The sequence below is a fragment of the Citricoccus alkalitolerans genome (genome assembly GCF_039528175.1).
In the GTDB taxonomy this organism is placed as follows: domain Bacteria; phylum Actinomycetota; class Actinomycetes; order Actinomycetales; family Micrococcaceae; genus Citricoccus; species Citricoccus alkalitolerans.
The window spans coordinates 103,203-126,158 of the sequence record NZ_BAAALH010000001.1 but is presented as its reverse complement, the minus strand read 5'-3'; the positions used below and the strand labels follow the sequence as shown (position 1 = coordinate 126,158).

The window sequence follows — 22,956 nt, the reverse complement described above, 5'->3', positions numbered from 1 at the left end:
GTCCAGCCTTCGGGTCCTACTGGACGCCGGACAGGGCCCGCAGTGCCGCGGCCGTGAAGATGCGCATTCCGATACCGATGGCGCGCTCGTCCGGCGCGAAGTCGCCCATGTGCAGGTCGTAGACCGGGCCGCCCGGGGTCCGCGTTCCCAGACGCAGCATGGCCCCCGGGACCAACTGGGTCATCCAGGCGAAGTCCTCCCCGCCCATGGACTGAGGGGTCAGCTGGATGGCCCGGGACCCGAGCTCATAGCGGGCCGCGTCCTCGATGAGGTCGGTCTCGGCCTCCGTGTTGACCACCGGGGGAACCCCGCGAATGTGTTCGAGGTGGACCTTCACTCCGAAGGGCTGGGCGATCTGCTGGACCACGTCGTCCAGCAGGTCCCCGGCCGATTCCCACACCTCGGCATCGAGGCAGCGCATGGTGCCGGCGAGGTACCCGGACCCAGGGATGGCGTTGGGCGCCGCCCCCGCATTGATCTGGCCCCACACCACAGAGACGGCCGAGCGGACGTCGATCCGCCGGTTCAGCACCGCCGGGACCTGGACGGCGATCGTGGACAACGCGTAGACGAGGTCCTCGGTCAGGTGCGGCCGGGAGGTGTGACCGCCGCGGCCGGACAGGCTGATCTTGATGGTGTCGGCCGCCGAGGTGATGGCGCCGATCCGCGTGCCGATCGTGCCGACGTCGAACCGGGGTTCGCAGTGGGCCGCCAGGATCCGCGGGATCCCCTCCAGCGTGCCCTGTCGGATCACGGACAGGGAGCCACCGGGCAACCGCTCCTCGGCAGGCTGGAAGATGATGCGGATGCGGCCGGTCAGGCCCTGGGAACCTCCCAGTGCGTCGAGCTCCGGCTGGCCGAGGTCCGCGGCCGTGCGCGTGACCACGCGGTGCAGGGCGAGCGCGGTGCCGACCATGACGGACGTATGGACGTCATGCCCGCACGCATGTGCGACGCCCGGATTGCGGGAAGCGTAGTCCAGGCCGGTCTGCTCGGAGAGGGGAAGCGCATCGATGTCCGCACGCAGGCCCAGCACGATCGGCCCCTCACCGATGTCCACGTAGGCGCCGGTGTCGTCGAGCTTGACCGGTGAGAGCCCGGCCTTGGTCAGGGTGTGCAGGATCCGTTCCGTGGTCCGGTGCTCGTCATAGGACAGTTCCGGATGCGCGTGGAGGTCTCGGCGGAACGCCACGACCGAGGGCTCGAGTTCTTGGACCAGCGGGGTCACCCGCGGCAGTCCGGGATCGTCGAGGACGGGACGGGCGCCGGTGGAACGCTGGCTGTCGTTCATCCCAGTGATGCTACCGGGGCTCCACAGGCTCAGAGGACGTCGTCGTCGCCGTGGGCCTTGAGGGACTCGACGGCCTGCTTGACGGACTGGGCATGCTCCGTCGTCGTGACCAACAGTGCGTCCGGGGTGTCCACGACCACGATGTCCTCGACACCGATCAGGGCGATCACCCGCGCCGTGTCCGTGACCACCACACCGGAGGCCTTGGACGAGTACACCCGCGGCGTCTCACCGATCACGGTGATACCAGAGGCACGCTTGGCCGGGTTCAGCCGGGCGATCGCGGCGAAATCGCCCACATCGTCCCACGTGAACCCACCCGGGATCACAGCCACGTCCCCCGCCGCGGCAGCGGGCTCCGCCACCGCATAGTCCACCGCGGTCTTCTTCAGCCCGGGCCAGACCCGGGCCATCGTCTCCGCCTGGGCCGGCGTGCCCCAAGCCTTCGCGATCTCCACCACGCCGGCATGCAGCTCCGGCTCATGGGCAGCCAGGTGATGCAGCATCAAGGACACCGGGGCCACGAACATGCCCGCGTTCCACAGGTACTCGCCCGAGGCGACGTACTCCTGGGCCACAGCCTCGGCCGGCTTCTCCACGAACGCGGCCACGTCCTTGGCGTGGGGCGCGCCCTTCACGGTCAGAGCCTCGCCCTGCCGGATGTAACCGAACCCCGTGGCCGGATGCGTCGGCCTGATGCCGATGGTCACGATCTTGCCGGTGGCCGCGGTGGCGACCGCTTCCGCCACCGCCTCCTGGAACTCCTCCACTGGGCCGATCACCTGGTCAGCGGCGAAGGAGCCCATGATGGTCTCCGGATCCCGCTCGAACAGAATGGCCGCGGCCAGCCCGATGGCCGCCGCCGAGTCCTTCGGCTCGGGCTCGAGCACAGTGTCCTCGGAGGCCAGGTCCGGCAGCTGCTCCCGCACGGCGCCCTCATGGGCCTCGCCGGTGACCACCATGACCCGGTCCCCGGCCAGCGCCGCCAGGCGATCATAGGTCGCCCGGATCAGGGTCTGCCCCGAGCCGGTCAGGTCGTGCAGGAACTTCGGCGCGGCCGCCCGCGAGAGCGGCCACAGCCGTGTCCCCACACCACCGGCGGGAATCACTCCATAGAAGCGGTCCAGTCCCGGGGTGTCAGAGAGGTCCACGGCGGCAAGGCCATCCAGTTCAGGGTCAGTCGTCACACCGGACAGCATAGGTGACCCCCGTACCGCAGCCCGGGTCCGCCCCGCCCTCGTGACCCGTGCCACACCGGGAACCAGGGCGGTCAACAATAGGGAACATAACGTCAATAAGTACTAGTCTGTCGTGGAGGAATGCACTCGCACCGGCGTTCCCTTTGTGCCCATCGGACGTGGCACAGGCGCCCTTGCAATCCCTGGGAGGTATAACAGTGTCTACTGCGACATCAGCGCAGGCCCCGGCGAAGTCCGGCCGTGGGACCCTCTATCGCGGCAACGAAGGTCAGTGGTCGTGGGTGATCCACCGGATCACCGGCGTGGCCATCTTCTTCTTCCTGCTGGTCCACGTGCTGGACACCTCACTGGTGAGGGTCTCACCGGAGGCCTACAACGCGGTGCTCGGCACCTACAAGAACCCGCTGATGGCCGTCGGAGAGGTCGGCCTCGTGGCGGCCATCGTCTTCCACGCCTTCAACGGCCTGCGGATCATCCTGGTCGACTTCTGGAAGGGCGGGACCAAGCACCACAAGAAGATGCTGTGGGCCGTGGTCGTCCTCTCTGTCGTCACCGTTGGCGCGTTCGCCATCCGCCACCTGATGCTTGCCCTCGGAGGTCACTGAGCCATGAGCGCCACCGCTGAACCCACGATCGCAGCCCCCCGCACGGGGCGCATCGACCCGAAGTACACCCGGGACAAGACCAAGAGCGGCAACTTCGAGATGCTCGCCTGGCTGTTCATGCGCCTGTCCGGCGTGGTCCTGGTCGTGCTGATCTTCGTCCACCTCTTCTCCAACCTCATGGTCGGGGACGGCATCAACGGCCTGGACTTCGGCTTCGTCGCCGGAAAGTGGGCCGATCCGTTCTGGCAGTTCTGGGACCTGGCCCTGTTGTGGCTGGCCATGCTGCACGGCACCAATGGCGTCCGGACCATCATCAACGACTACGCCGAGCGTGACGGCGTGCGGTTCTGGCTGAAGATGGTCCTCTACTCGGCGACCACCGTCATCATCGTGCTCGGCACCCTGGTGATCTTCACCTTCGAACCGTGCCTCGTCGGCGCCGACGGAATGCTCCTGGAGTCCACTCCCGCGTTCTGCGAGACCCTCTGACGCCCTGACGCACCCCACTGAACCCCCGAGATTTCTCGAGCAGAAGGAACTCAACGAATGCAGGTACACAAGTACGACGTCGTGATTGTCGGTGCCGGCGGCGCCGGCATGCGCGCGGCGATCGAATCCGGTCAGCGCGCCCGCACAGCGGTGCTGACCAAGCTCTACCCCACCCGTTCGCACACGGGTGCGGCCCAGGGCGGCATGTGTGCTGCCCTGGCCAATGTCGAAGAGGACAACTGGGAGTGGCACACCTTTGACACCGTCAAGGGCGGCGACTACCTGGTGGACCAGGACGCCGCCGAGGTCATGGCCAAGGAGGCCATCGACGCGGTGCTCGACCTGGAGAAGATGGGCCTGCCCTTCAACCGCACCCCGGAGGGCCGGATCGATCAGCGTCGCTTCGGCGGGCACACGCGCGACCACGGCAAGGCCCCGGTCCGCCGCGCCTGCTATGCCGCCGACCGCACCGGCCACATGATCCTCCAGACGCTCTACCAGAACTGCGTCAAGCATGACGTCGAGTTCTACAACGAGTTCTACGTCCTGGACGTGTTGATGGTGGACGAGCCGGGCACCCGCCCGGACGGGACGCCTTTCACGCAGAAGCGCGTGGCCGGCGTCGTGTCCTACGAACTGGCCACCGGCGAACTGCATGTCTTCCAGGCCAAGTCCGTGGTCTTCGCCACCGGCGGCGCGGGCAAGGTCTTCAAGACCACCTCCAACGCCCACACCCTGACCGGTGACGGCATGGCCATCGCCTACCGCAACGGCCTGCCGCTGGAGGACATGGAGTTCATCCAGTTCCACCCGACCGGCCTGGCCGGCCTGGGCATCCTACTGTCCGAGGCAGCGCGCGGCGAGGGCGGCATCCTCCGCAACGCGGACGGTGAGCGCTTCATGGAGCGCTACGCCCCGACCATCAAGGACCTCGCGCCGCGTGACATCGTGGCCCGTTCCATGGCCGAGGAAGTCCGCCAGGGCCGCGGCTGTGGCCCGAACAAGGACTACGTCCTGCTCGACCTGACCCACCTGGAGCCGGCTCACATCGACGCCAAGCTCCCGGACATCACCGAGTTCGCCCGCACCTACCTCGGGGTGGAGCCCTACACCGAGCCGGTGCCGGTCTTCCCGACCTGCCACTACGTGATGGGCGGCATCCCGACCAACATCAAGGCCGAGGTCCTCCAGGACAACGACACCGTGGTCCCGGGCCTGTACGCCGCCGGCGAGGTCGCCTGCGTGTCCGTGCACGGGTCCAACCGTCTGGGCACCAACTCCCTGCTGGACATCAACGTCTTCGGCCGCCGTGCCGGCATCTACGCCGCCGAGTACGCCGCCACCGCCGATTTCGTGGAGCTGCCGGAGAACGGCGAGGCACCGACGGTCGAGCACATCGAAAACCTGCGCTCCGCCACCGGCACCGAGCGTGTGGCCGAGCTTCGGACCCGTCTTCAGGACGTCATGGACGCGGACATGCAGGTCTTCCGCACGGACGAGTCCATCCGCCGGGCCCTGGCCGAGATCGAATCCCTGCGCGAGCGCTACGAGAACGTCTCCGTGCAGGACAAGGGCAAGCGGTTCAACCTGGACCTCTTGGAGGGCCTGGAGCTGGGCTACCTGCTGGACATGGCCGAGGCCATGACGGTGGCCGCCCTGCACCGCAAGGAATCCCGCGGCGGCCACTACCGCGAGGACTACCCCGACCGTGATGACGCGAACTGGATGGCGCATTCCATGCTCTACCGCGACCCCGACTCCGAGATGGAGGGCGTCAAGGGCATCCGTTCCGAGACCAAGCCGGTTGTTGTCACCCGTTACCAGCCGATGGAGCGTAAGTACTGATGAGCACCACGATCAACGAACCCGCAGAAGGACCCTCGAAGGTCGATCTCGGCGCCCAGGGCGGCGGAGCCGGTGAGATCCCGAGCTTCGACGTCACCCTCAAGGTCCGCCGCTTCCTGCCCGAGACCTTCGAGGACGCCTACTGGGACGAATGGACCGTCACCATGTACGGCACCGACCGCGTGCTGGACGCCCTGCACAAGGTCAAGTGGGACATCGACGGCACCCTGTCCTTCCGTCGATCCTGCGCGCACGGCGTGTGCGGCTCGGATGCGATGCGCATCAACGGCCGCAACCGCCTGGCCTGCAAGACCCTGCTGAAGGACCTCGACCTGTCCAAGCCCATCCTGGTGGAGCCCATCAAGGGCCTGCCGGTGGAGAAGGACCTGATCGTGGACATGGACCCGTTCTTCCAGTCCTACCGCGAGATCATGCCGTTCCTGGTCAACAAGGGCCCGGAGCCCACCAAGGAGCGCCTGCAGTCCGCCGAGGAGCGTGAGCGGTTCGATGACACCACCAAGTGCATCCTCTGCGCCGCCTGCACCTCGTCCTGCCCGGTGTTCTGGACCGATGGCCAGTACTTCGGTCCGGCCGCGATCGTCAACGCCCACCGCTTCATCTTCGACTCGCGCGACGATGCCGGTGACATGCGTCTGGAGATCCTCAATGACAAGGAAGGCGTGTGGCGCTGCCGCACCACCTTCAACTGCAGCGAGGCGTGCCCGCGCGGCATCCAGGTGACCAAGGCCATCGCCGAGGTCAAGCAGGCCGTGCTGGCCGGAGCCTTCTGATCCGGCCCGCCGTGCCACACCGGGGGTAGCCACCCCCCACCCACGCCGAAGCCCCCGGGATGATTCCCGGGGGCTTTCGCGTACCTCGCGTAGGGCCCGTCCTTCGATCGGGCGGTGAAACCCGCACGTGCGCAGGGCCCTTAAACGACTTTGCGGGCAACCCCCACCGGTGGGGATTGCCCGCAAAGCCGTTCGAACCGCCGGTCAGCGGCGATTCAGTGGCGGTTCAGCGGCGTGAGTTCACGTAGGCGTTGCTGTCCTTGGAGAACGCGGTGACGAGCCACCAGATGTTCACGAGCACGAAGACCACGGTGATCACCAGGGTGGCGATGCCCAGGCCCGGGGCCGCGGACATCAAGGCGCCGATGCTGACCAGGTTGTAGAGCATGAACAGGGTGCCCACGGCAGCAAACACCGTGCCGAGGATGCGGGCCCAGTTCTTGCCCTTGCGCAGGCCGAAGTACACGAGCAGGTAGACGACGACCGCGATGACCAGGGCGACCACGGCCGTGATCATGACGAATGCCATGCTCATCTCGACGATCTCCTCGAGGTCCTCCTGCGGGATGCCCATGCCCGCCTGGGCGCCCATCTGCTCCTCGAGGTAGGCCTCGTTCCCGACGGAGAGGAAGCTGACGATGGAGGAGATGATGTAGATCGCCAAGGACACCAGCGTCAGCGTCTTCAGCCGGCCCCAGCTCTTGGGCTCGGCCATGGGCTGGCCGGCCTCACCGGGGTTGTAGGTCCCGGTGCCGTACTTGGAACCCTGCTGCTCCGGAGCGGCGTAGGGCTGCTGGGCCGGGGTCCCATAGGGCAGCGGGCCTGGAGCGGCCGGCGGCTGCTGACCGGGCTGCTGCCCCGGCTGCCGGGGTGCCGGGTCGCCCTGGGGCTGTTGCGGGTTGTCGGTCATGAGATGTCCCCTCTCGTTGCGGTGACCGTCGGAGCGGCCACGCTGTTATTCGAACGGTTGGATAGGTTGGGGTAGGCAGCCGGAGGATCTCTCCGGTCGGTGCACTACTCGTACCGCAGTGCCTCGATCGGGTCCTTCTTCGCGGCACGGGCGGCCGGCATGGTGCCGGCCAGGAACGCGATCGCCAGGATCAGGGCGACGATCAGCAGGATGGACACCGGGTCCACGGCATACAGGCTCAGTCCTGCCACACCGCTCAGAGGACCGTTGACCAGGGCGGCATTGCCGATCACGCCCAACAGGACGCCGAGACCCACGCCGATCACGGAACCCATCACGCCGAGCATAACGGCCTCGGTGGAGAAGAGCCCGAAGACCTTCCCACGGCCCATGCCCAGGGCCTTCATGAGGCCGATCTCCCGCGTCCGCTCCTGGACTGACATCAGCAGGGTGTTGACGATGCCGAAGCTGGCGGCCAGCAGGGCGATCAGCGCGAAGCCGTTGAGGACCCAGGTCACCGTGTCGATAATCCCGGTGATGACCCCCAGCTGGTCTTCGAGGGTCAGGCCCATCAGTCCCTCGTCGCTCAGGGACTGCTTGATGGCTGTCTCATTCGCCTCGAGGTTCCCCACGGTGGCCACGGCCTGCACGTAGTTCTTCGGCTGCTCCACGTCCAGGCCGGAGGTCTGCACGTCGTTCAGCTCCTGGTTGAGGGCGCTGGAGGGCATGGGGCTGCCGCCGACTCCGGAGATGGCCTGCTGGGAGACGCCGACGATCTCCGCCTCGACCGTCTGCTCCTGCTGGGCCATGTCCTGGAGCCCGATCGTGACGGTCTGGCCGAGGACCTCGTTCGGGTCCTCGGTGCCGAAGGCCGAGAGCCAGGTCTCCGGAACCGTCAGTTCCATGGCCTGCGGGTCCGGCGTGGTCCCGGCCTCCATCTCCATGCCGGCCGCGTCCGAGGGGAAGCCCAGGGACTGGAGCACGAACTGGTCCCCTTCCGCGGTCTGCAGGTAGTCAGCGGTGACGAAGACGATGGGTTCCACGTCGGTGATCCCGTCGATGCCCTCGATCGTGGCGATGTCGTCCTCGGTCAGCATCGGCATGCCGAACTCGCCGGTGGCGTTGGCCTCCTCCGGGTCGTACTCCTGAGGTTCACCGTTGGTCGGCATCTGCTGGGACGGGTCCATAGCCGGCATGACGTAGATCTGGTTGGTCTGTCCGAATCCGGCCACCATGGAGTCGACGTACTTGTTGATGCCAGCACCCAGACCCGAGGTGAGGGTCAGGGTGAAGGCACCGATGACGATCGCGATGACCGTCAGGAAGGTCCTGGTCTTGGACCGCATGGTGTTGCCCAGCGCCGTCCGGACGACGTCTACATTCCTCATGCCTGCCCCTCCCCGGTCTCGATGCCCGTCTTGGCGTCCTGTCCGGAGGCCGGCTGCTCGTCCACCGGCGCGGGCGCGGCATGTTTGCCGTGTCCGCCCACCTGGTGGGAACCCTCGCGGGAGGCCTGCCCGACGCCGGCCCCGGCGGCCTTGGCCGCCTCGCCCCGGTCGTCGGCGACGATGAGGCCGTCCTGCATCAGCAGGCGGCGGTCGCAGCGGGAGGCCAGGTCGTCGTCGTGCGTGACGACGACCAGGGTGATGCCCCGGTCCCGGTGCAGCCCGAAGAGGATGTCCTCCACGACCTCGCCGGTGGCGGTGTCCAGATTGCCGGTCGGCTCGTCGGCGAAGAGCACGGTCGGCTGGTTGATGAGGGCGCGAGCGATGCAGACGCGCTGTTTCTGCCCACCCGAGAGGTCATTGGCCTTGTTCTTGGCCTTGTCCGCCATCTCCAGCTGCTCCAGGACCTCCATGCCGCGGCGCTTGCGCTCGGAGGCGGAGACACCGGCGATCTTCAACGGCAGGATGACGTTCTCCAGCACCGTCTGGTTGGCATTGAGGAAGAACTGCTGGAACACGAAGCCGAAGGTGTCATTGCGCAGGGCGGAGACCTGGGCTGGCTTCAACTGGCTGACGGGGCGGCCGTGCATGGCCACCACGCCGGAGGTCGGCTCATCGAGCAGGGCCAGCAGGTGCATCAGGGTGGACTTGCCGGAGCCCGACTTGCCGACGATCGCCACCGATTCGCCTTCGTGGATTTCGAAGGTCAGGCCTTTGAGGGCGTCGAAGCGGGATTCTCCTCGCCCATAGACCTTGACCAGGTTCTCGGTCTCGAGAACGGGTGCTGACATGGGGGACCTTTCGTGGTGACTGCCGTCGTGGTGGGTTTCCACGCCAGTATGTCAGGTCCGTCCCGCTGCGGCGGTGCTACAACGAGCAATCGACCGAACTGATGACACGTGTCACGGGTGCCCGTGACACGTCTCAGCGCTCGACCGGCACGCGTCTCAACGGCTGGGCGGCTGGAAGCCCACCTTCTCGTACACGTCGGCCAGCACCGGCCCGGCCACCTCCCGAGCCTTGAGGGCCCCCTGGGACAGCAGGCGATCCAACTCGGCCGGATCGTCCATCAGCTCCAGGGCCCGCGTGCGGATCGGAGCCAGCCGCTCGACGACGGCCTCGGCCAGGTCCACCTTGAGGTGACCGTACATCCTGCCGACGTAGGCCTCCTCGAGCTCCGGGGTCGTCCGGCCGGTGAACGCGGCGAAGATGGACAGCAGGTTGGACACCCCGGGCTTGGCCTCCCGATCGAAGCGGACCTCGGTGCCGTCATCGGTCACGGCGGACTTGATCCGCTTGGCGATGACCTTCGGATCATCGAGGATGTTGATCAGCCCGTTGGGCGACTCGGCCGACTTGGACATCTTGGCCAAGGGGTTCTGCAGGTCGTAGATCCGGGCGCCGTTCTCCGGGTAGAACCCCGAGGGGACGATGAACGTCTCACCATGCCGGGCGTTGAACCGCTGGGCCAGGTCACGCGTGAGCTCCACGTGCTGGCGCTGGTCATCGCCCACGGGGACGCCGTGCGGCTGGTACAGCAGGATGTCCGCGGCCATCAGCATGGGATAGGCCAGGAGCCCGACGCCGGCCGCCTCCGCCCCCTGCCGCGCCGCCTTGTCCTTGAACTGGGTCATCCGCTGGGCTTCGCCCATCCCGGTCATGCACATCAGGATCCAGGCCAGTTGCGCATGCTCGGGCACCTGGGACTGCACGAACAGGGTGGAGCGCTCGGGATCGATCCCCGCCGCGATGTACTGGGCCGCGGTGTTCCGCGTCCGCAGTCGCACGGCCTCCGGGTCCTGCGGGGTGGTGATCGCGTGCAGGTCGGGGATGAAGAAGTAGGCGTCGAAGTCCTCCTGGACCTGCACCCAGTTCACCAGCGCCCCGAGGTAGTTGCCCAGGTGCAGCGAGTCCGCGGAGGGTTGCATGCCGGACAGCACGCGGTGACGGGTGCCGGCTCCGGCCAGGTGGGCCGTCTTCGCGGTGTCCTGGGCCAGGACGTCAGCCGGAGTGGGAATTGCGGTCATCGGGCGATCCTCAGAACTGGTAGTCGACCACGAGGGGCGCGTGGTCGGAGAAGCGGGTGTTCCAGCTGGGGGCTCGGTCCACCACGGCGCCGGTGGCCTTGGCGGCGAGCTCCGGGGTGGCGGCCTGGTAGTCGATCCGCCAGCCCGTGTCGTTGTCGAAGGCCTGGCCGCGCATGGACCACCACGTGTAGGGCCCCTCCACGTCTCCGGCAAGCTGACGGGCCACGTCCACGTAGCCGATCTCCTCGCCGAAGAACCGGTCGAAGTAGGCGCGCTCCTCCGGCAGGAAGCCGGCCTTCTTGGTGTTGCCCTTCCAGTTCTTGATGTCCCGCGTGGTGTGGCCGACGTTGAGGTCACCGGTGAGCACGGCGTAGTCCTTGGTGGCCCTCAGCTCGGGCAGGTGACGGATCATCTCGTCGAGGAAGCGGTACTTGTCGTCCTGCTTGGGCGTGCCGACGTCCCCCGAGTGGACGTAGGCCGAGACCACGGTGAGGGTCTTCCCGTCCGGTGCGGTCAGGTCGGTCTCGATCCACCGGCCGGAGTCGTCGAAGTACGAATCACCGATGCCCACCCGCGTCTGAAGCGGCTCCAAGGTCGTGGCGATGGCGACGCCGGCCCGGCCCTTGGCGGCGGCCTCGGTCTCCACCACGTGCCAGTCCTGACCGGTGATCTCCTCGAGGAGACTCTCCACGATCTCCTTCGGCGCGCGGACCTCCTGCAGGGTCAGAATGTCGATGCCGCGGCCGGCGAACCAGGCGCCCATGCCCTTGCGGTGGGCGGCTCGGATGCCGTTGACGTTCACGGTGGCCAGGCGAAGGGCGCCCTCCGCCTTGGGGGCGTTCGCGTTCGCGTGGACCACGGGTGCGGGCTGGCTGTCGGGCTGGGATGCGGTATCGGCAGAAGTCACGCGTTCCAGCCTATCGCCGATCCGTCCCACCATGGTTTCCGCGGCAGATAGGACGAGTTGCAAGAGTCCGGAGGTCAGGAAGAGATCAAAAGGATCAGTTGATGACTTCCCCGGTGATCGGGCCCTCGGTCCCCGCGGGCCTCGCAGTACCGGACTGGCCGGGCTTGCCTTCGCTGCCTGAGGGCACGGAGGACTCCTTGATCATCTCCCGGGCGTTGGCGGAGGTGATGTGGATGGTCTCCAAGGCGCGCGCGATCATGTCCGTGTCCGAGTCGGCGCCCTTGGACAGCTCTTCGGTGACCACGCGGGTCTGGACTTGAACAATCTTGAAGGAGTGGTCCAGCTTGGTGTCCCGCATCGGGTCGGGCGCGCCGCCCTCAGTCGCTCGCGCCTGGCCCGAGGTGCGGGAGGACGAAGCGGATGAGGGGGCAGACGGGGCGGCCGGAGCCTCCGCCGAACCGACACGCGGTGCGAGAGAGGCGGAGAGGTCCTTCATCCGACGGTCCACCGATCGCGCACCGCGGCGCACGCCGAGGACCACCAGGGCGGCCAGCGCGAGCCAACCAGCCGAGATGGCCACCAGCAGCCAGCCGATCACGTCATTCTGATTGGCCGCGAAGAGCAACGCCACGAGCAGCACGACCACCATGACGGCGAACGTGATGCCACTGCCTTTCGCTCCCCATCCTCTGCCTTTGGCAGCACCGGGACGGCCGGGCTGACGGTCGGTTCCACTCTCCACTGCATCCATGGGGTCGATTATCCCGCATGTGACGGCGCGAGGTGTCCCGGCCGGGTTCTGATCGCCACCGGCTTAGTCTGGATCTCATGTCCCAGTCGCCGCGCCGCACCACCAACGGGGGTCCCCTCTCGCCTCCGGGCAGGTCAGCCGTCCCCGCCGGGCTCTGGAATCAGGGTTTCGTGCTCGCCTGCCTGGCGAACATCATGATGTTCTTCAACGTGCACTTCCTGCTGTCCACCGTGGCGGCCTACACGGTGGCACGGTTCGCCGTGGGCGACACCGTCGGGGGCGCGGTGGCCTCCGTCTTCATCGTGGGCACCCTCATCTCCCGGCTGCTGGCCGGCCCCCTGATCGAGCGCTTCGGCTCCCGCCCCCTGTTGTTGGTGGGGTTCATCGCCTTCATCGTGGCCCCTTTGCTCTACTGGGCCTCCGGTGAGGTCTGGGCACTGTTGCTGGTGCGCGCGGTGCACGGGTTGACCTTCGGCTTCTCCTCGTCCGTCATCGCCGCGGCCGCCGTCAACCGTGTGCCTGGGACGCGGATGTCCGAGGGCACCAGCCACTACTCGTCGTCCACACTGATCGGCGTGGCCGCCGGACCGATGGTCGGCCTGGCCCTGGGCGGCACGGGCTTCGGCACCGTGGCCGTCATCGCCTCGGCCGTCTCCCTGGCCGGCCTCGTCATCGCCCTGTTCATGGACGTGCGCCCCCGCGAGTCGGAGCCTGCCCTGGAGACTCCTGACGTTCCCGAGGTTCCAGCTGTGGTGGAAACCGATGGTGCCACCACTGCTGCCGCCCAGAACCCCAGCGCACCTCCCGAGGCCGCGCGCCCGTGGTGGGCCCGCTACGTGGAACCCGGCGCGGCCCCCACCGCCGCCATCGGGGCCCTCTACTCGCTGGGCTACGCGGGCATCGTGACCTTCCTGGCCACCTTGGTCTCGGAACGCGACTTCGGCACCGTGGCGAGCCTGTTCTTCGCCGTCTACGCCGCCACCGTCCTGGTCTCCCGGATCTTCACGGGACGGCTGATGGACCGCAGGGGCGCCAACATCGTGATGCTCCCGGCGTTCCTGCTCTTCGCGGCCGGATTGGCGACCATCGCCTTGGCAGACACCGTGATGGCCCTCATGGCCGCGGCGGTCCTGGTGGGCCTCGGCTACGGTCAGCTGCAGTCCGCCGGTCAGGTCATCTGTGTGACCCAGGTGCCCCGCGATCGGGCCGGCATGGGCGCCTCCACGTACTTCCTGGGGATCGACGCCGGCATGGGCATCGGCCCTCTGCTCGCCGGCGCGTTGGTCCAGTGGTGGGGCACCACCGGCCTGTACTGGGTCCTGGCCGGGTTCCTGGTGGCGCTGGTCCCTGTCTACTGGCTGGTCCAGGGGCGCCACCTTCAACGGGGGCGGTCTTGACGGCGCAGCACCCCGCGCCGCGGCCCGCCCAGCCGCCCGGCGGGAACAAGATCCTCGTGGTGCTCCTGGTGCCCCTGTTCATGTCCCTCATGAGCGTCAGCGTGGTCAACGTTGCCCTGCCTGCGATCGAGGGCGGCCTGAACGCCAGCTCCGCCGATCTCCAATGGGTCCTGGCCGGCTACGCCCTGTCCTTCGGCGTGGTGCTCGTGGCCGCGGGCCGCGCAGGCGACCTCTGGGGGCGGAAGCCGATCTTCATTGCCGGCATCCTGCTGTTCACCGTGGGATCGCTGGCCTCCGGCCTGTCCGTGGACCCCCTCATGCTCAATCTCTCCCGCGTGGTGACAGGCCTGGGGTCCGGCCTGCTCAATCCCCAGATCATCGGCATCATCCAGAACGTCTTCCACGGCCGGGCCCGCGGGCGCGCCTACGGGCTGTTCGGCACCGTGGTGGGGCTGGGCGTGGCCATCGGACCGACCCTGGGCGGAGTGATCCTCGGAGCCCTCGGCCCCGAGTGGGGATGGCGCACCACCTTCCTGATCAATGTCCCCTTCGGCGTACTGTCCGCCGTCCTCGCCGCCGCCTGGCTCCGCCCACCGGCGCGGATCCGCTCCGAGGAGGCCCGGCGCAGCCTGGGAGCCCTGGACCCCACCGGCGCTGTGCTCCTGGCTGCCGCCGTCGTCTGCCTGATGGTCCCGTTCATCATGCCCGGCACGTGGCTCCTGCTGGCCGCGGCGGCGGTGCTGCTCACGGCCTGGTGGCTGTGGGAGCAGCGCATGAAGAGACGGTTCCCGGCCACCGGACGCGCGCCCATGGTGGACCCTGCGCTGTTCCGCATTCCCTCATTCAGCTACAGCACCGTGGCCACCGCCTTCCTGCTGGGGGCCATGCCCGGGCTGTGGGCCGTCCAGGCCATCGTGACGCAGCAGGGGCTCGGATACTCGGCCCTGGCCGCCGGGATGACCTCGCTGCCCACGGCGCTGGCGGTCATGGTCCTCTCACCGTGGATCGGCAGCCATGTCCACCGCCGCGGGCCGCTCTTCGTGGTGGCCGGCGCCGTCCTGGCCCTCGGTGCGGTGGGACTGGGCATGGTCGCATTCCACCAGATCGCCCTCGGGGCCTGGCCCTTTTGGACCCTCGCCCTCTGCCTCTTCCCCTTCGGGCCGGCTCAGGCCCTGCTGATGACCAGCTCCCAGGTCCTGACCATGCACGAGGTCCCGCCCCGTGCCGCCGGCGCCGCCGGTGGCGTCTCGCAGACGGCCCAGCGGGTGCTGACCGCCACGGGGCTGGCCGCCGTCACCGGAGCGTTCTACGCCTCCCTGGCAGCGTCCGGCACCGGTGCCGCCCAGGGAGGTGCTGATGCCACGGCCGCCGATGCGGCCGCCGTGGCCGTCTCCTATGGAGAGGCCGCTGACACGGCCCTGCTGGTGGTCATGGGGCTCCTGGCAGTGACCCTGGCCGCGGGCGTGCTCGACTACATCCGCCGGTATCGCGGCGGCACCCTGGTCCTCGAGGACTGAGCCCGGGAGCCGAACTCAAGGACTGTGCTCGGAGGCTGACCCAGGCTCGGCTGGGCTCAGTTTCCTGCGGCGACGGCACGCTCGGCCGCCTCGACCACGTTGGCCAGCAGCTCCACCCGGGTCATCGGCCCCACACCGCCGGGATTGGGGGCCATCCAGGACGCCTTCTCGGCCACGGCCGGATCCACGTCACCGGTGATCCGCGCCTTGCCGTCCTCACCGGTGACGCGGGAGACGCCCACGTCCAGCACGACGACGCCCTCCTTGACGTCCTCGGGCTTGACCATGTGGGCCACGCCCGCGGCAGCGATGATGACATCCGCCCGGGCCAGCTCCGCCTTGAGGTCCTTCGTCCCGGTGTGGGCCAGGACCACGGTGGCGTTGACATCCCGGCGGGTCAGCACCAGTCCGGCCGGACGGCCGATCGTCACGCCACGGCCGATGACCAGCACGAGCTTGCCGGCCAGTTCGATCCCGTAGTGCTTCAGCAGTTCCACGCAGCCCTTCGGCGTGCACGGCAACGGGGAGGTGAGTTCGCCTCCCACGGAGGCGACCAGCCGGCCCAGGTTCATCGGGTGCAGACCATCGGCATCCTTGTCCGGATCCATGGCCTCCAGGATCCGGTCCGTGTCGATGTGCTTCGGCAGGGGCAACTGCACGATGTACCCGGTGCACTCGTCATTGGCGTTCAGCTCCTCCACCACCGCGAGGAGCTCCTCCTCCGTGGTGGAGTCGGGCAGATCACGGCGGATGGAGTTGATCCCCACCTCGGCGCAGTCTCGGTGTTTGCCGGCCACGTAGGACTGGGAACCGGGATCCTCCCCCACCAGGACGGTTCCCAACCCGGGCACCACACCCTGGCCACGGAGTACTTCGACGCGTTCGGTGAGTTCCTTCTTGATGGCGGCGGCAGTGGCGCGGCCATCAAGCTTCTGTGCGGTCATGGCGGTTCACGCTTCCTTGCGGGGGTCGACCAAAATGAATACCTATCACCATAGTGATTGGAGTGGCGTCTGTCACCAGGACGGCACCACTGCCCATCACTACGGGTTGCTACGACTCCCTCTCGGGAGCCGCGGCGATCACCAGCCCTCGAGTCCCTCGTACAGCGGGAAGTCCTCGGCCAGCTTCTGCACGCGGGAGCGCAGGGCCGGCACATCCGGGGACGGCTTGAGGGTCTGGGCGATGACGTCCGCGACCTCGGTGAACTCCGTGGCGCCGAAGCCGCGGGTGGCCAGCGCCGGCGTGCCGATGCGCAGCCCGGAGGTGGTCATCGGCGGACGCGGATCGAACGGGACCGAGTTGCGGTTCACGGTGATGCCGACCTCGTGCAGCAGGTCCTCGGCCTGGCGACCGTCCAGTTCTGCGTGGCGCAGGTCCACGAGGATCAGGTGCACATCGGTACCCCCGGTCAGGATGGAGATGCCGTGCTCGGTCACGTCGCCGGCGGTCAGCCGCTCGGCGAGGATCTGGGCGCCCTCGATGGTGCGGCGCTGGCGCTCGGCGAATTCGTCTGAGGCCGCGATCTTGAAGGCCACGGCCTTGCCGGCGATCGCGTGCATCAGTGGCCCGCCCTGCTGCCCCGGGAAGACGGCCGAGTCAATCTTCTTCTTGTACTCCTCTTTGGAGAGGATGAATCCCGAGCGCGGGCCGGCCAGCGTCTTGTGCGCGGTCGAGGTCACGACGTCTGCGTGCGGCACCGGGTTCGGATGCAGTCCGGCCGCGACCAGTCCGGCGAAGTGGGCCATGTCCACCCAGAGCTTGGCTCCGACCTCATCCGCGATGGAGCGGAAGGCCGCGAAGTCGAGCTGGCGGGGGTAGGCGGACCAGCCTGCCACGATCATGGCGGGCTTGGCCTCCAGCGCCTTCTCGCGCACCTTGTCCATGTCGATCCGGTAGGTGTCCGGATCCACCTCGTAGGCCGCGATGTCATAGGTCTTGCCGGAGAAGTTGAGCTTCATGCCGTGGGTCAGGTGACCACCGTGCGCCAGGGACAGACCCATCAGGGTGTCACCGGGCTGCATCAGCGCAGTCATCAGTGCCACGTTGGCCTGCGCACCGGCATGTGGTTGGACGTTGACGTGCTCGGCGCCGAACAGCGACTTGGCCCGCTCGATCGCCAGGTTCTCCGCCACGTCCACATACTCGCAGCCACCGTAGTAGCGGCGGCCGGGGTAGCCCTCGGCGTACTTGTTGGTCAGGACCGACCCTTGGGTCTCGAGGATCGCCCGCGGGACGAAGTTCTCGGAGGCGATCATCTCCAGGGTGTCCCTCTGGCGGCCGAGTTCCTGGCCCAGGACGGCGGCGATCTCCGGATCGACCTCGGCCAGGGGCTGGGTGTTCAGCCCGGCACCTCGGGTGGTGGTGGCGGACTGAGAGGACGCGGTGTTGGGCTCTGTCACGGAAGGCTCCTGCTGGCGTAGTCACGTTCGTTGGCCGCCGCCGGACCCAGGCGGGCGGTCCGGAGGCCTGCACGGTCCGGCCGCATCTGACGACCGCCGGTGTCCGTGTTCGCCGCTTCCCGGTGGTGGTCCACCTTCGCCAGTCGCGGCCTGCGCCCCATCGTAGCGCGGGCGTCTGCACGTGTCGGCACCGTGGCGAAACACTCCGGCGGAATACGCGCAGCGGCCGTGGCGCTGCGTTGGAGGTGAGCACATCTGAGAGGTCCTCCGCGACCGAGCTGCTGGCCGTCGTCGTGATCGGGGCCGGGCAGGCGGGGCTGAGTGCCGCCGGGCAACTTCTGCGCAAAGGCCTGGAGCCCTGGGAGGACTTTGTGGTCCTCGACGCCAACGATGGCCCTGGTGGCGCCTGGCGCCACCGCTGGGACTCCCTGACCTTCGACGCCGCGCACGGGATCCACGACCTGCCCGGCCTGCCCCTGGGGACCCCGGACCCAACCGAGCCGGCCAGCCGGGTCGTCTCGCGGTACTACGGCATCTACGAGCGGGAACACGGCCTGCCGGTGGTCCGCCCCGCCAAGGTCGAGTCGGTGGTGCACCACATGGAGCAAGGCGCCCCGGCTCCAGAGGCGGTTCCGAACGCGGCCGCGAGTGAACACGGCACCTTCACCGTCACCGCCACGGACGGGCGGATGTGGCGGGCTCGCACGGTCATCAACGCCACCGGCACCTGGGACAGCCCCTATATCCCCTACCACCCGGGGATCGCCGAGTTCACCGGCCGTCAGCTGCACACGCAGGGGTTCACGGCGGCTGAGGACTTCACGGGCCAGCGGGTCCTCGTGGTCGGCGGCGGCACCTCCGCACTGCAGTTCCTCCTCCAGCTGGACGCGGCCGGGGCCCACCCCATGTGGAGCACCCGCCGCGCCCCGGACTGGACGGACCGCTTCTTCGACTCCTCGTGGGGCGTGAACGTGGAGGCCTCCGTCTCGGCCCGCACCACCATGGGACTGCCGCCGCTGTCCGTGGTGGCCGCCACGGGTCTGCCCGTCACGGATCAGTACCTCGCCGGCCTCGCCTCCGGAGTGCTCATCAGCCGGGGCCCGCTGCGCCGGATCACCCCCACCGGCGTGGTCCTGGACGGCCCTGGGCCCGACGGCGGCGCGATCCCCTCCCAGGGACCCGTCGCCGATCGACTGCTCGCCTCCGGCGGCGCGGCGGCCGGCGGGCTGGGTCACGTGCCCGTCTTGCCGGGCCGGGCCTGCACCGCCCTCTCGACCGAGGACCCGTTGACCACCTGGGAGACCCCGGTCGACGTCATACTCTGGGCGACCGGGTTCCGCGCCTCCCTGGACCACCTGGCCCCTGTGCACATCCGCGAACGAGGAGGCGGCGTGGTGATGGCGGCGGACGGGGTGTCCGTGGCGAAGAGCCCCGGACTCTTCCTGGTGGGCTACGGCGCCTCCGCCTCGACGATCGGGGCAACCCGGGCGGGGCGGCGGGCCGCCGTGGAGGCCGTGAGGACCGTGGACGCGGCAGCGGGGGCCCCGGCCTCCACCAAGTAATTATGAGTAACTCAGAATATGCAATACTGGGAGCATGACCCAGAGCACCCCCGCCGGTACCCCTGACCAGGAAGGGCGAGCCCTCACCGGAGCTGCCCCTCTGGCCTGGGCCGCCCGCATGCGGTCGGCGGGGCTACGGGTCACCAAGCAGCGGCTCGCAGTCCTGGACGCCTTGCAGGAGTACCCGCACGCCACGGCGGACACGGTGCTGGAACACGTCCGCCAGAGCCTGCCGGGGATCACAGTGCAGTCCATCTACACCGTGCTGCACTCCCTGACCGGCGCCGGCCTGCTTCGCCAGCTGGACCTGGCCAACTCGCCGGCACGGTATGAGACCCGCGTGGCGGACAACCACCACCACGCCGTCTGCACCAAGTGCGGGCGCATCGAGGACGTCGCCTGCGCCGTCGGCCATGCGCCCTGCCTGCACCCCTCCGAGACGCACGGGATGACCATCTTGATCGCCGACGTCGTCTACCAGGGCCTGTGCGCGGACTGCGCATCCGCCCAACCGGCGCAACCCGCGTCCTCCGGGACGCTTGAGGTCCCCACCATGCCCCGGGAAGCCCGCCAGGGCTGACCGGTATCCCATCCACCCACCACACCCAACCGACCAAGGAGAACGTGATGACGGAAACCACCCCGCACGGTACCGGTTCCACCACTCAGGCCGGCATCCCCGCCGTCAGCGACCGCAACTCGCTGACCGTGGGTGCCAACGGCCCCATCGTCCTGCACGACCACCACCTGGTGGAGACCCTGGCGCACTTCAACCGGATGAACGTCCCGGAGCGCCGTCCGCACGCCAAGGGCGCCGGCGCCTACGGCACTCTGGAGATCACCGAGGATGTCTCGAAGTGGACCAAGGCCGATTTCCTGCAGCCCGGCAAGCAGACCGACCTGCTCCTGCGCTTCTCCACCGTGGCCGGCGAGCTCGGTTCCCCGGACACCTGGCGCGATGTGCGCGGCTTTGCCCTGAAGTTCTACACCGAAGAGGGCAACTTCGACATGGTCGGCAACAACACGCCGGTCTTCTTCGTCCGCGACCCCATGAAGTTCCCCCACTTCATCCGCTCCCAGAAGCGCCTGCCGGACTCCGGCCTGCGTGACGGCACCATGCAGTGGGACTTCTGGACGCAGAACCCGGAGTCCGCGCACCAGGTCACCTACCTCATGGGTGAACGCGGTCTGCCGAAGACCTGGCGTCACATGAACGGCTACGGTTCGCACACCTACATGCTGGTCAACGCAGCGGGCGAGCGTTTCTGGGTCAAGTGGCACTTCGAGTCACAGCAGGGCGTGGAAGGCCTGTCCAACGCGGAGGCCGAGCGCCTGGCCGGTGCAGACGCCGAGTTCCACCGCCGCGACCTGCGCGAGGCGATCTCCAACGGCGAGTTCCCGAAGTGGGACCTGTACTTCCAGATCATGCCGTATGAGGAGGCCAAGACCTACCGGTTCAACCCCTTCGACCTGACCAAGGTCTGGTCCAAGAAGGACTACCCGCGGCACAAGGTCGGCACCATGACCCTGAACCGCAATCCGGAGAACTTCTTCGCCGAGATCGAGCAGTCCGCCTTCTCGCCCGCCAACATGGTGCCGGGCACGGGCAACTCCCCGGACAAGATGCTGCTGGGCCGCAATTTCGCCTACGCGGACGCCCAGCGCTACCGCATCGGCACCAACTTCCAGCAGCTGCCGGTCAACAAGCCGATCAACGCGGTGAACACCTACAACTTCGAGGGCAACATGTGGTACGAGCACTCCGGTGCCCGCTCCATGTACGCCCCGAACTCCTTCGGTGACTCCTGGTCGGACGAGACCGGCCCGGTGGACAACGGCTGGGAGGCTGACGGCGCCCTGACACGCGAGGCCTACACCCTCCGCAGCGATGACGGCGACTTCGTCCAGCCGGGCATCCTGGTTCGCGAGGTGTTCTCCGACGCCCAGCGTGACCAGTTCGTGGAGACGGTCTCCGGCGCCCTGGACGGCGTGCAGGAGCCGGTGCTGTCCAACGCCTTCCAGTACTGGAAGAACGTGGACGCCACCATCGGTCAGCGCATCGAGGACGCCGTCAAGGCCAACGCCGACGGCTCCGATGTCCCGGGCATGGGCGTCGACCGCGGCCGCTGATATCCGCTAGTCCCCGTCCGGCCTCGAGGGCCCCGTTCCGACGTCAGGAGCGGGGCCCTCGCGCGTCACCGTCGGGGGATGTGTCCGCAGCGTGCTTTCCGGACTCGGCTGCGTCGGCCGGCCCGACCTGATCGACTGGATCGACACCGTCGATCCGGCGTCCCTCTCGGTCGGTCCTGACCTGTGGGTCCAGCCGGTCGGCCTCCCGCAGTTGCGCGTCCAGAGTGCCACGCGATGAGTCGGCGGTCCGCTCACGCTCCTCGGCCTCGACCCGCAATTGCCGGGCCTCCTCCTCCGCCGCATCGGCCTCATGACGAACGGCAGCCGCCTGCTCCTCCTCGGCCAGGGTGCGCCCCCGATGCCGGTCCGCCTCACCGCGGAGGTCTTCCGCCGCCCGGTGGGCAGCCTCCTGCCGCCGATCCCGGCTGCGCTTCGCCCACACGATGGCAACGACGACAATGATGATGACCACCACCACGCCGATGACCAACCACAGCATCTGCTGGTTGTCCATGACCTGTCCTTTGCTCTCGCTGACGGTGCACCAGTCGACCGGCTCCGAAGCCGTCCGGCTGGTGCCGACCACTGTGCCATAGGGTGACCTGGGAGCCGAGGCCTGGGCCGCCGTCACCCGCGCCCGCCCTCCAGACCTGCTGGGGGCACCGAGCCTCCCCGGACAACAATTTCGCGCCCGGTGATACAAATCACTATGGAGATAGGTATGCTTTCCCCATGAACGCTTCTACCCCTGCCACCGCGTCCAACGCCACCCTGGCCGGTTCGGCCGAGATCACGGGCCACCCCATGGTGCTGTCCCTGTCCTGCCAGAACAGCCGCGGCATCGTGCACGCCGTCTCCGGTGCCCTGCTCTCGGTCCAGGGAGACATCACCGACTCCAAGCAGTTCGACTCCCCGGACACCGGTACCTTCTTCATGCGCGTGGAGTTCAGCACGCCCGAGAGCCGCGAGGCGGTCGAGGCCGCCCTGGAACCGGTCCGCGAGGAGTTCGACATGGAGCTCGGCCTCTGGGATGCCTCCCGCAAGACCCGCACCCTGGTGATGTGCTCCAAGGACGGCCGAACCCTCAACGACCTGCTCTTCCAGCAACGCGCAGGCACCCTCTCCGTCGAGATCCCGGTGATCGTCTCCAACCACCTCGAGCTCCAGCCCATGGCCTTCTTCTACGGCATCCCCTTCATCCACATCCCCGTGGCCAAGGATGCCCAAGGCAACTCCAACAAGGCCGAAGCCGAGGCCAAACTCCTGGATCTGGTCGCCGAGTACGACATCGAGCTCGTGGTCCTGGCCCGCTACATGCAGATCCTCTCGGACGACCTCTGCCGCAAGCTCGAGGGCAAGGCCATCAACATCCACCACTCCTTCCTGCCGTCCTTCAAGGGCGCCCGCCCCTATCACCAGGCACACGACCGGGGCGTCAAGCTCATTGGGGCTACCGCCCACTACGTGACCGCCGACCTGGACGAGGGCCCGATCATCGAGCAGCAGGTCCAGCGCGTCACCCACGCCCAGTCCGCCCGGGAGTTCGTCATCCGCGGCCGCGAGGTCGAGGGTTCCACTCTCTCCCGCGCCGTCAAATGGCACGCGGAGCACCGAGTCCTCCTCGACGGCAAACGCACCGTCGTCTTCGATTGACGGTGGTCAGGTGTGCCATGGCACGTACTCTGTTG

At 68.1% G+C, this 22,956-nt stretch carries 21 protein-coding genes; 10 read left to right on the top strand and 11 right to left on the bottom strand.

Going from position 1 to position 22,956, the window contains the following annotated elements:
* Positions 1-16 precede the first annotated feature (16 nt).
* A complete protein-coding gene (locus tag ABD134_RS00575; RefSeq protein WP_344225752.1) occupies positions 17-1,291 on the bottom strand; it encodes an amidohydrolase in 1,275 nt (424 codons plus the stop codon).
* A 29-nt stretch (positions 1,292-1,320) separates the two neighbouring features.
* Positions 1,321-2,478: a mannose-1-phosphate guanylyltransferase gene (locus ABD134_RS00570; RefSeq protein ID WP_378108423.1), complete on the bottom strand. Its 1,158-nt coding sequence runs from the start codon at positions 2,476-2,478 to the stop codon at positions 1,321-1,323.
* Positions 2,479-2,687: 209 nt separating this feature from the next.
* On the opposite strand from ABD134_RS00570, the gene sdhC reads away from it, so the two are divergent.
* From sdhC to ABD134_RS00550, 4 genes are read left to right on the top strand one after another with little or no spacing between them, the layout of a single operon-like run.
* Positions 2,688-3,095 carry a succinate dehydrogenase, cytochrome b556 subunit gene (sdhC, locus tag ABD134_RS00565; protein ID WP_115933056.1) on the top strand — a complete coding sequence of 136 codons (408 nt, stop codon included), beginning with the start codon at positions 2,688-2,690 and terminating at the stop codon, positions 3,093-3,095.
* A gap of 3 nt (positions 3,096-3,098) precedes the next feature.
* Positions 3,099-3,584, top strand: a complete 486-nt coding sequence (locus tag ABD134_RS00560) for a succinate dehydrogenase hydrophobic membrane anchor subunit (RefSeq protein WP_344225749.1) — start codon at positions 3,099-3,101, stop codon at positions 3,582-3,584.
* A gap of 57 nt (positions 3,585-3,641) precedes the next feature.
* Positions 3,642-5,429 carry a succinate dehydrogenase flavoprotein subunit gene (gene sdhA, locus ABD134_RS00555; RefSeq protein WP_344225747.1) on the top strand — a complete coding sequence of 596 codons (1,788 nt, stop codon included), beginning with the start codon at positions 3,642-3,644 and terminating at the stop codon, positions 5,427-5,429.
* Positions 5,429-6,220 carry a succinate dehydrogenase iron-sulfur subunit gene (locus ABD134_RS00550; RefSeq protein ID WP_344225745.1) on the top strand — a complete coding sequence of 264 codons (792 nt, stop codon included), beginning with the start codon at positions 5,429-5,431 and terminating at the stop codon, positions 6,218-6,220. Before sdhA ends, ABD134_RS00550 begins: the two co-directional genes overlap by 1 nt.
* Positions 6,221-6,446: 226 nt before the next feature.
* Here ABD134_RS00550 and ABD134_RS00545 read toward each other — a convergent pair whose 3' ends face one another.
* From ABD134_RS00545 to ABD134_RS00520, 6 genes are all read right to left on the bottom strand, one after another.
* Positions 6,447-7,130, bottom strand: coding sequence for a hypothetical protein (locus tag ABD134_RS00545; RefSeq protein ID WP_344225743.1), 684 nt, complete (start codon positions 7,128-7,130; stop codon positions 6,447-6,449).
* Between the two features lie 104 nt (positions 7,131-7,234).
* Positions 7,235-8,518: an ABC transporter permease gene (locus ABD134_RS00540; protein WP_344225742.1), complete on the bottom strand. Its 1,284-nt coding sequence runs from the start codon at positions 8,516-8,518 to the stop codon at positions 7,235-7,237.
* The gene (locus ABD134_RS00535) at positions 8,515-9,366 is read right to left on the bottom strand and encodes an ABC transporter ATP-binding protein (protein WP_344225741.1); all 852 of its coding nucleotides are present in this window, start codon (positions 9,364-9,366) and stop codon (positions 8,515-8,517) included. Before ABD134_RS00535 ends, ABD134_RS00540 begins: the two co-directional genes overlap by 4 nt.
* Positions 9,367-9,522: 156 nt before the next feature.
* Entirely contained in the window at positions 9,523-10,602 is a 1,080-nt protein-coding gene (gene trpS / locus ABD134_RS00530) for a tryptophan--tRNA ligase (RefSeq protein WP_344225740.1), read from the bottom strand.
* 10 nt (positions 10,603-10,612) lie between these two features.
* Positions 10,613-11,461, bottom strand: a complete 849-nt coding sequence (locus tag ABD134_RS00525; protein WP_344227573.1) for an exodeoxyribonuclease III — start codon at positions 11,459-11,461, stop codon at positions 10,613-10,615.
* A gap of 142 nt (positions 11,462-11,603) precedes the next feature.
* Positions 11,604-12,260, bottom strand: a complete 657-nt coding sequence (locus tag ABD134_RS00520; RefSeq protein WP_344225739.1) for a hypothetical protein — start codon at positions 12,258-12,260, stop codon at positions 11,604-11,606.
* Between the two features lie 77 nt (positions 12,261-12,337).
* On the opposite strand from ABD134_RS00520, the gene ABD134_RS00515 reads away from it, so the two are divergent.
* Positions 12,338-13,657, top strand: a complete 1,320-nt coding sequence (locus ABD134_RS00515) for an MFS transporter (RefSeq protein WP_344225738.1) — start codon at positions 12,338-12,340, stop codon at positions 13,655-13,657.
* Entirely contained in the window at positions 13,654-15,174 is a 1,521-nt protein-coding gene (locus tag ABD134_RS00510) for an MFS transporter (RefSeq protein WP_344225736.1), read from the top strand. The genes ABD134_RS00515 and ABD134_RS00510 overlap by 4 nt, the downstream gene beginning before the upstream one ends.
* A gap of 56 nt (positions 15,175-15,230) precedes the next feature.
* Here ABD134_RS00510 and ABD134_RS00505 read toward each other — a convergent pair whose 3' ends face one another.
* Together ABD134_RS00505 and glyA are read right to left on the bottom strand one after the other, a co-directional pair.
* Positions 15,231-16,118, bottom strand: a complete 888-nt coding sequence (locus ABD134_RS00505) for a bifunctional methylenetetrahydrofolate dehydrogenase/methenyltetrahydrofolate cyclohydrolase (RefSeq protein WP_344225734.1) — start codon at positions 16,116-16,118, stop codon at positions 15,231-15,233.
* A gap of 138 nt (positions 16,119-16,256) precedes the next feature.
* Positions 16,257-17,519 (bottom strand): serine hydroxymethyltransferase, encoded by a 1,263-nt coding sequence (glyA, locus tag ABD134_RS00500; protein ID WP_344227571.1) that lies wholly within the window; start codon positions 17,517-17,519, stop codon positions 16,257-16,259.
* A 302-nt stretch (positions 17,520-17,821) separates the two neighbouring features.
* On the opposite strand from glyA, the gene ABD134_RS00495 reads away from it, so the two are divergent.
* Genes ABD134_RS00495 through ABD134_RS00485 form a run of 3 tightly spaced genes read left to right on the top strand, consistent with a single transcriptional unit; the run spans position 17,822 to position 21,268 of the window.
* Positions 17,822-19,138, top strand: coding sequence for a flavin-containing monooxygenase (locus ABD134_RS00495; RefSeq protein WP_344225732.1), 1,317 nt, complete (start codon positions 17,822-17,824; stop codon positions 19,136-19,138).
* Positions 19,139-19,172: 34 nt separating this feature from the next.
* Positions 19,173-19,718, top strand: coding sequence for a Fur family transcriptional regulator (locus ABD134_RS00490; protein WP_344225730.1), 546 nt, complete (start codon positions 19,173-19,175; stop codon positions 19,716-19,718).
* 47 nt (positions 19,719-19,765) lie between these two features.
* Complete coding sequence (locus ABD134_RS00485) at positions 19,766-21,268, top strand: catalase (RefSeq protein ID WP_344225728.1); 1,503 nt, start codon at positions 19,766-19,768, stop codon at positions 21,266-21,268.
* A gap of 43 nt (positions 21,269-21,311) precedes the next feature.
* Here ABD134_RS00485 and ABD134_RS00480 read toward each other — a convergent pair whose 3' ends face one another.
* On the bottom strand, positions 21,312-21,782 hold the full coding sequence (locus ABD134_RS00480; RefSeq protein ID WP_344225726.1) for a hypothetical protein: 471 nt from the start codon (positions 21,780-21,782) through the stop codon (positions 21,312-21,314).
* Between the two features lie 290 nt (positions 21,783-22,072).
* Between ABD134_RS00480 and purU the strand changes: the two genes are divergently transcribed.
* Entirely contained in the window at positions 22,073-22,921 is an 849-nt protein-coding gene (gene purU / locus ABD134_RS00475) for a formyltetrahydrofolate deformylase (protein ID WP_344227569.1), read from the top strand.
* The last annotated feature ends 35 nt before the right edge of the window (positions 22,922-22,956 follow it).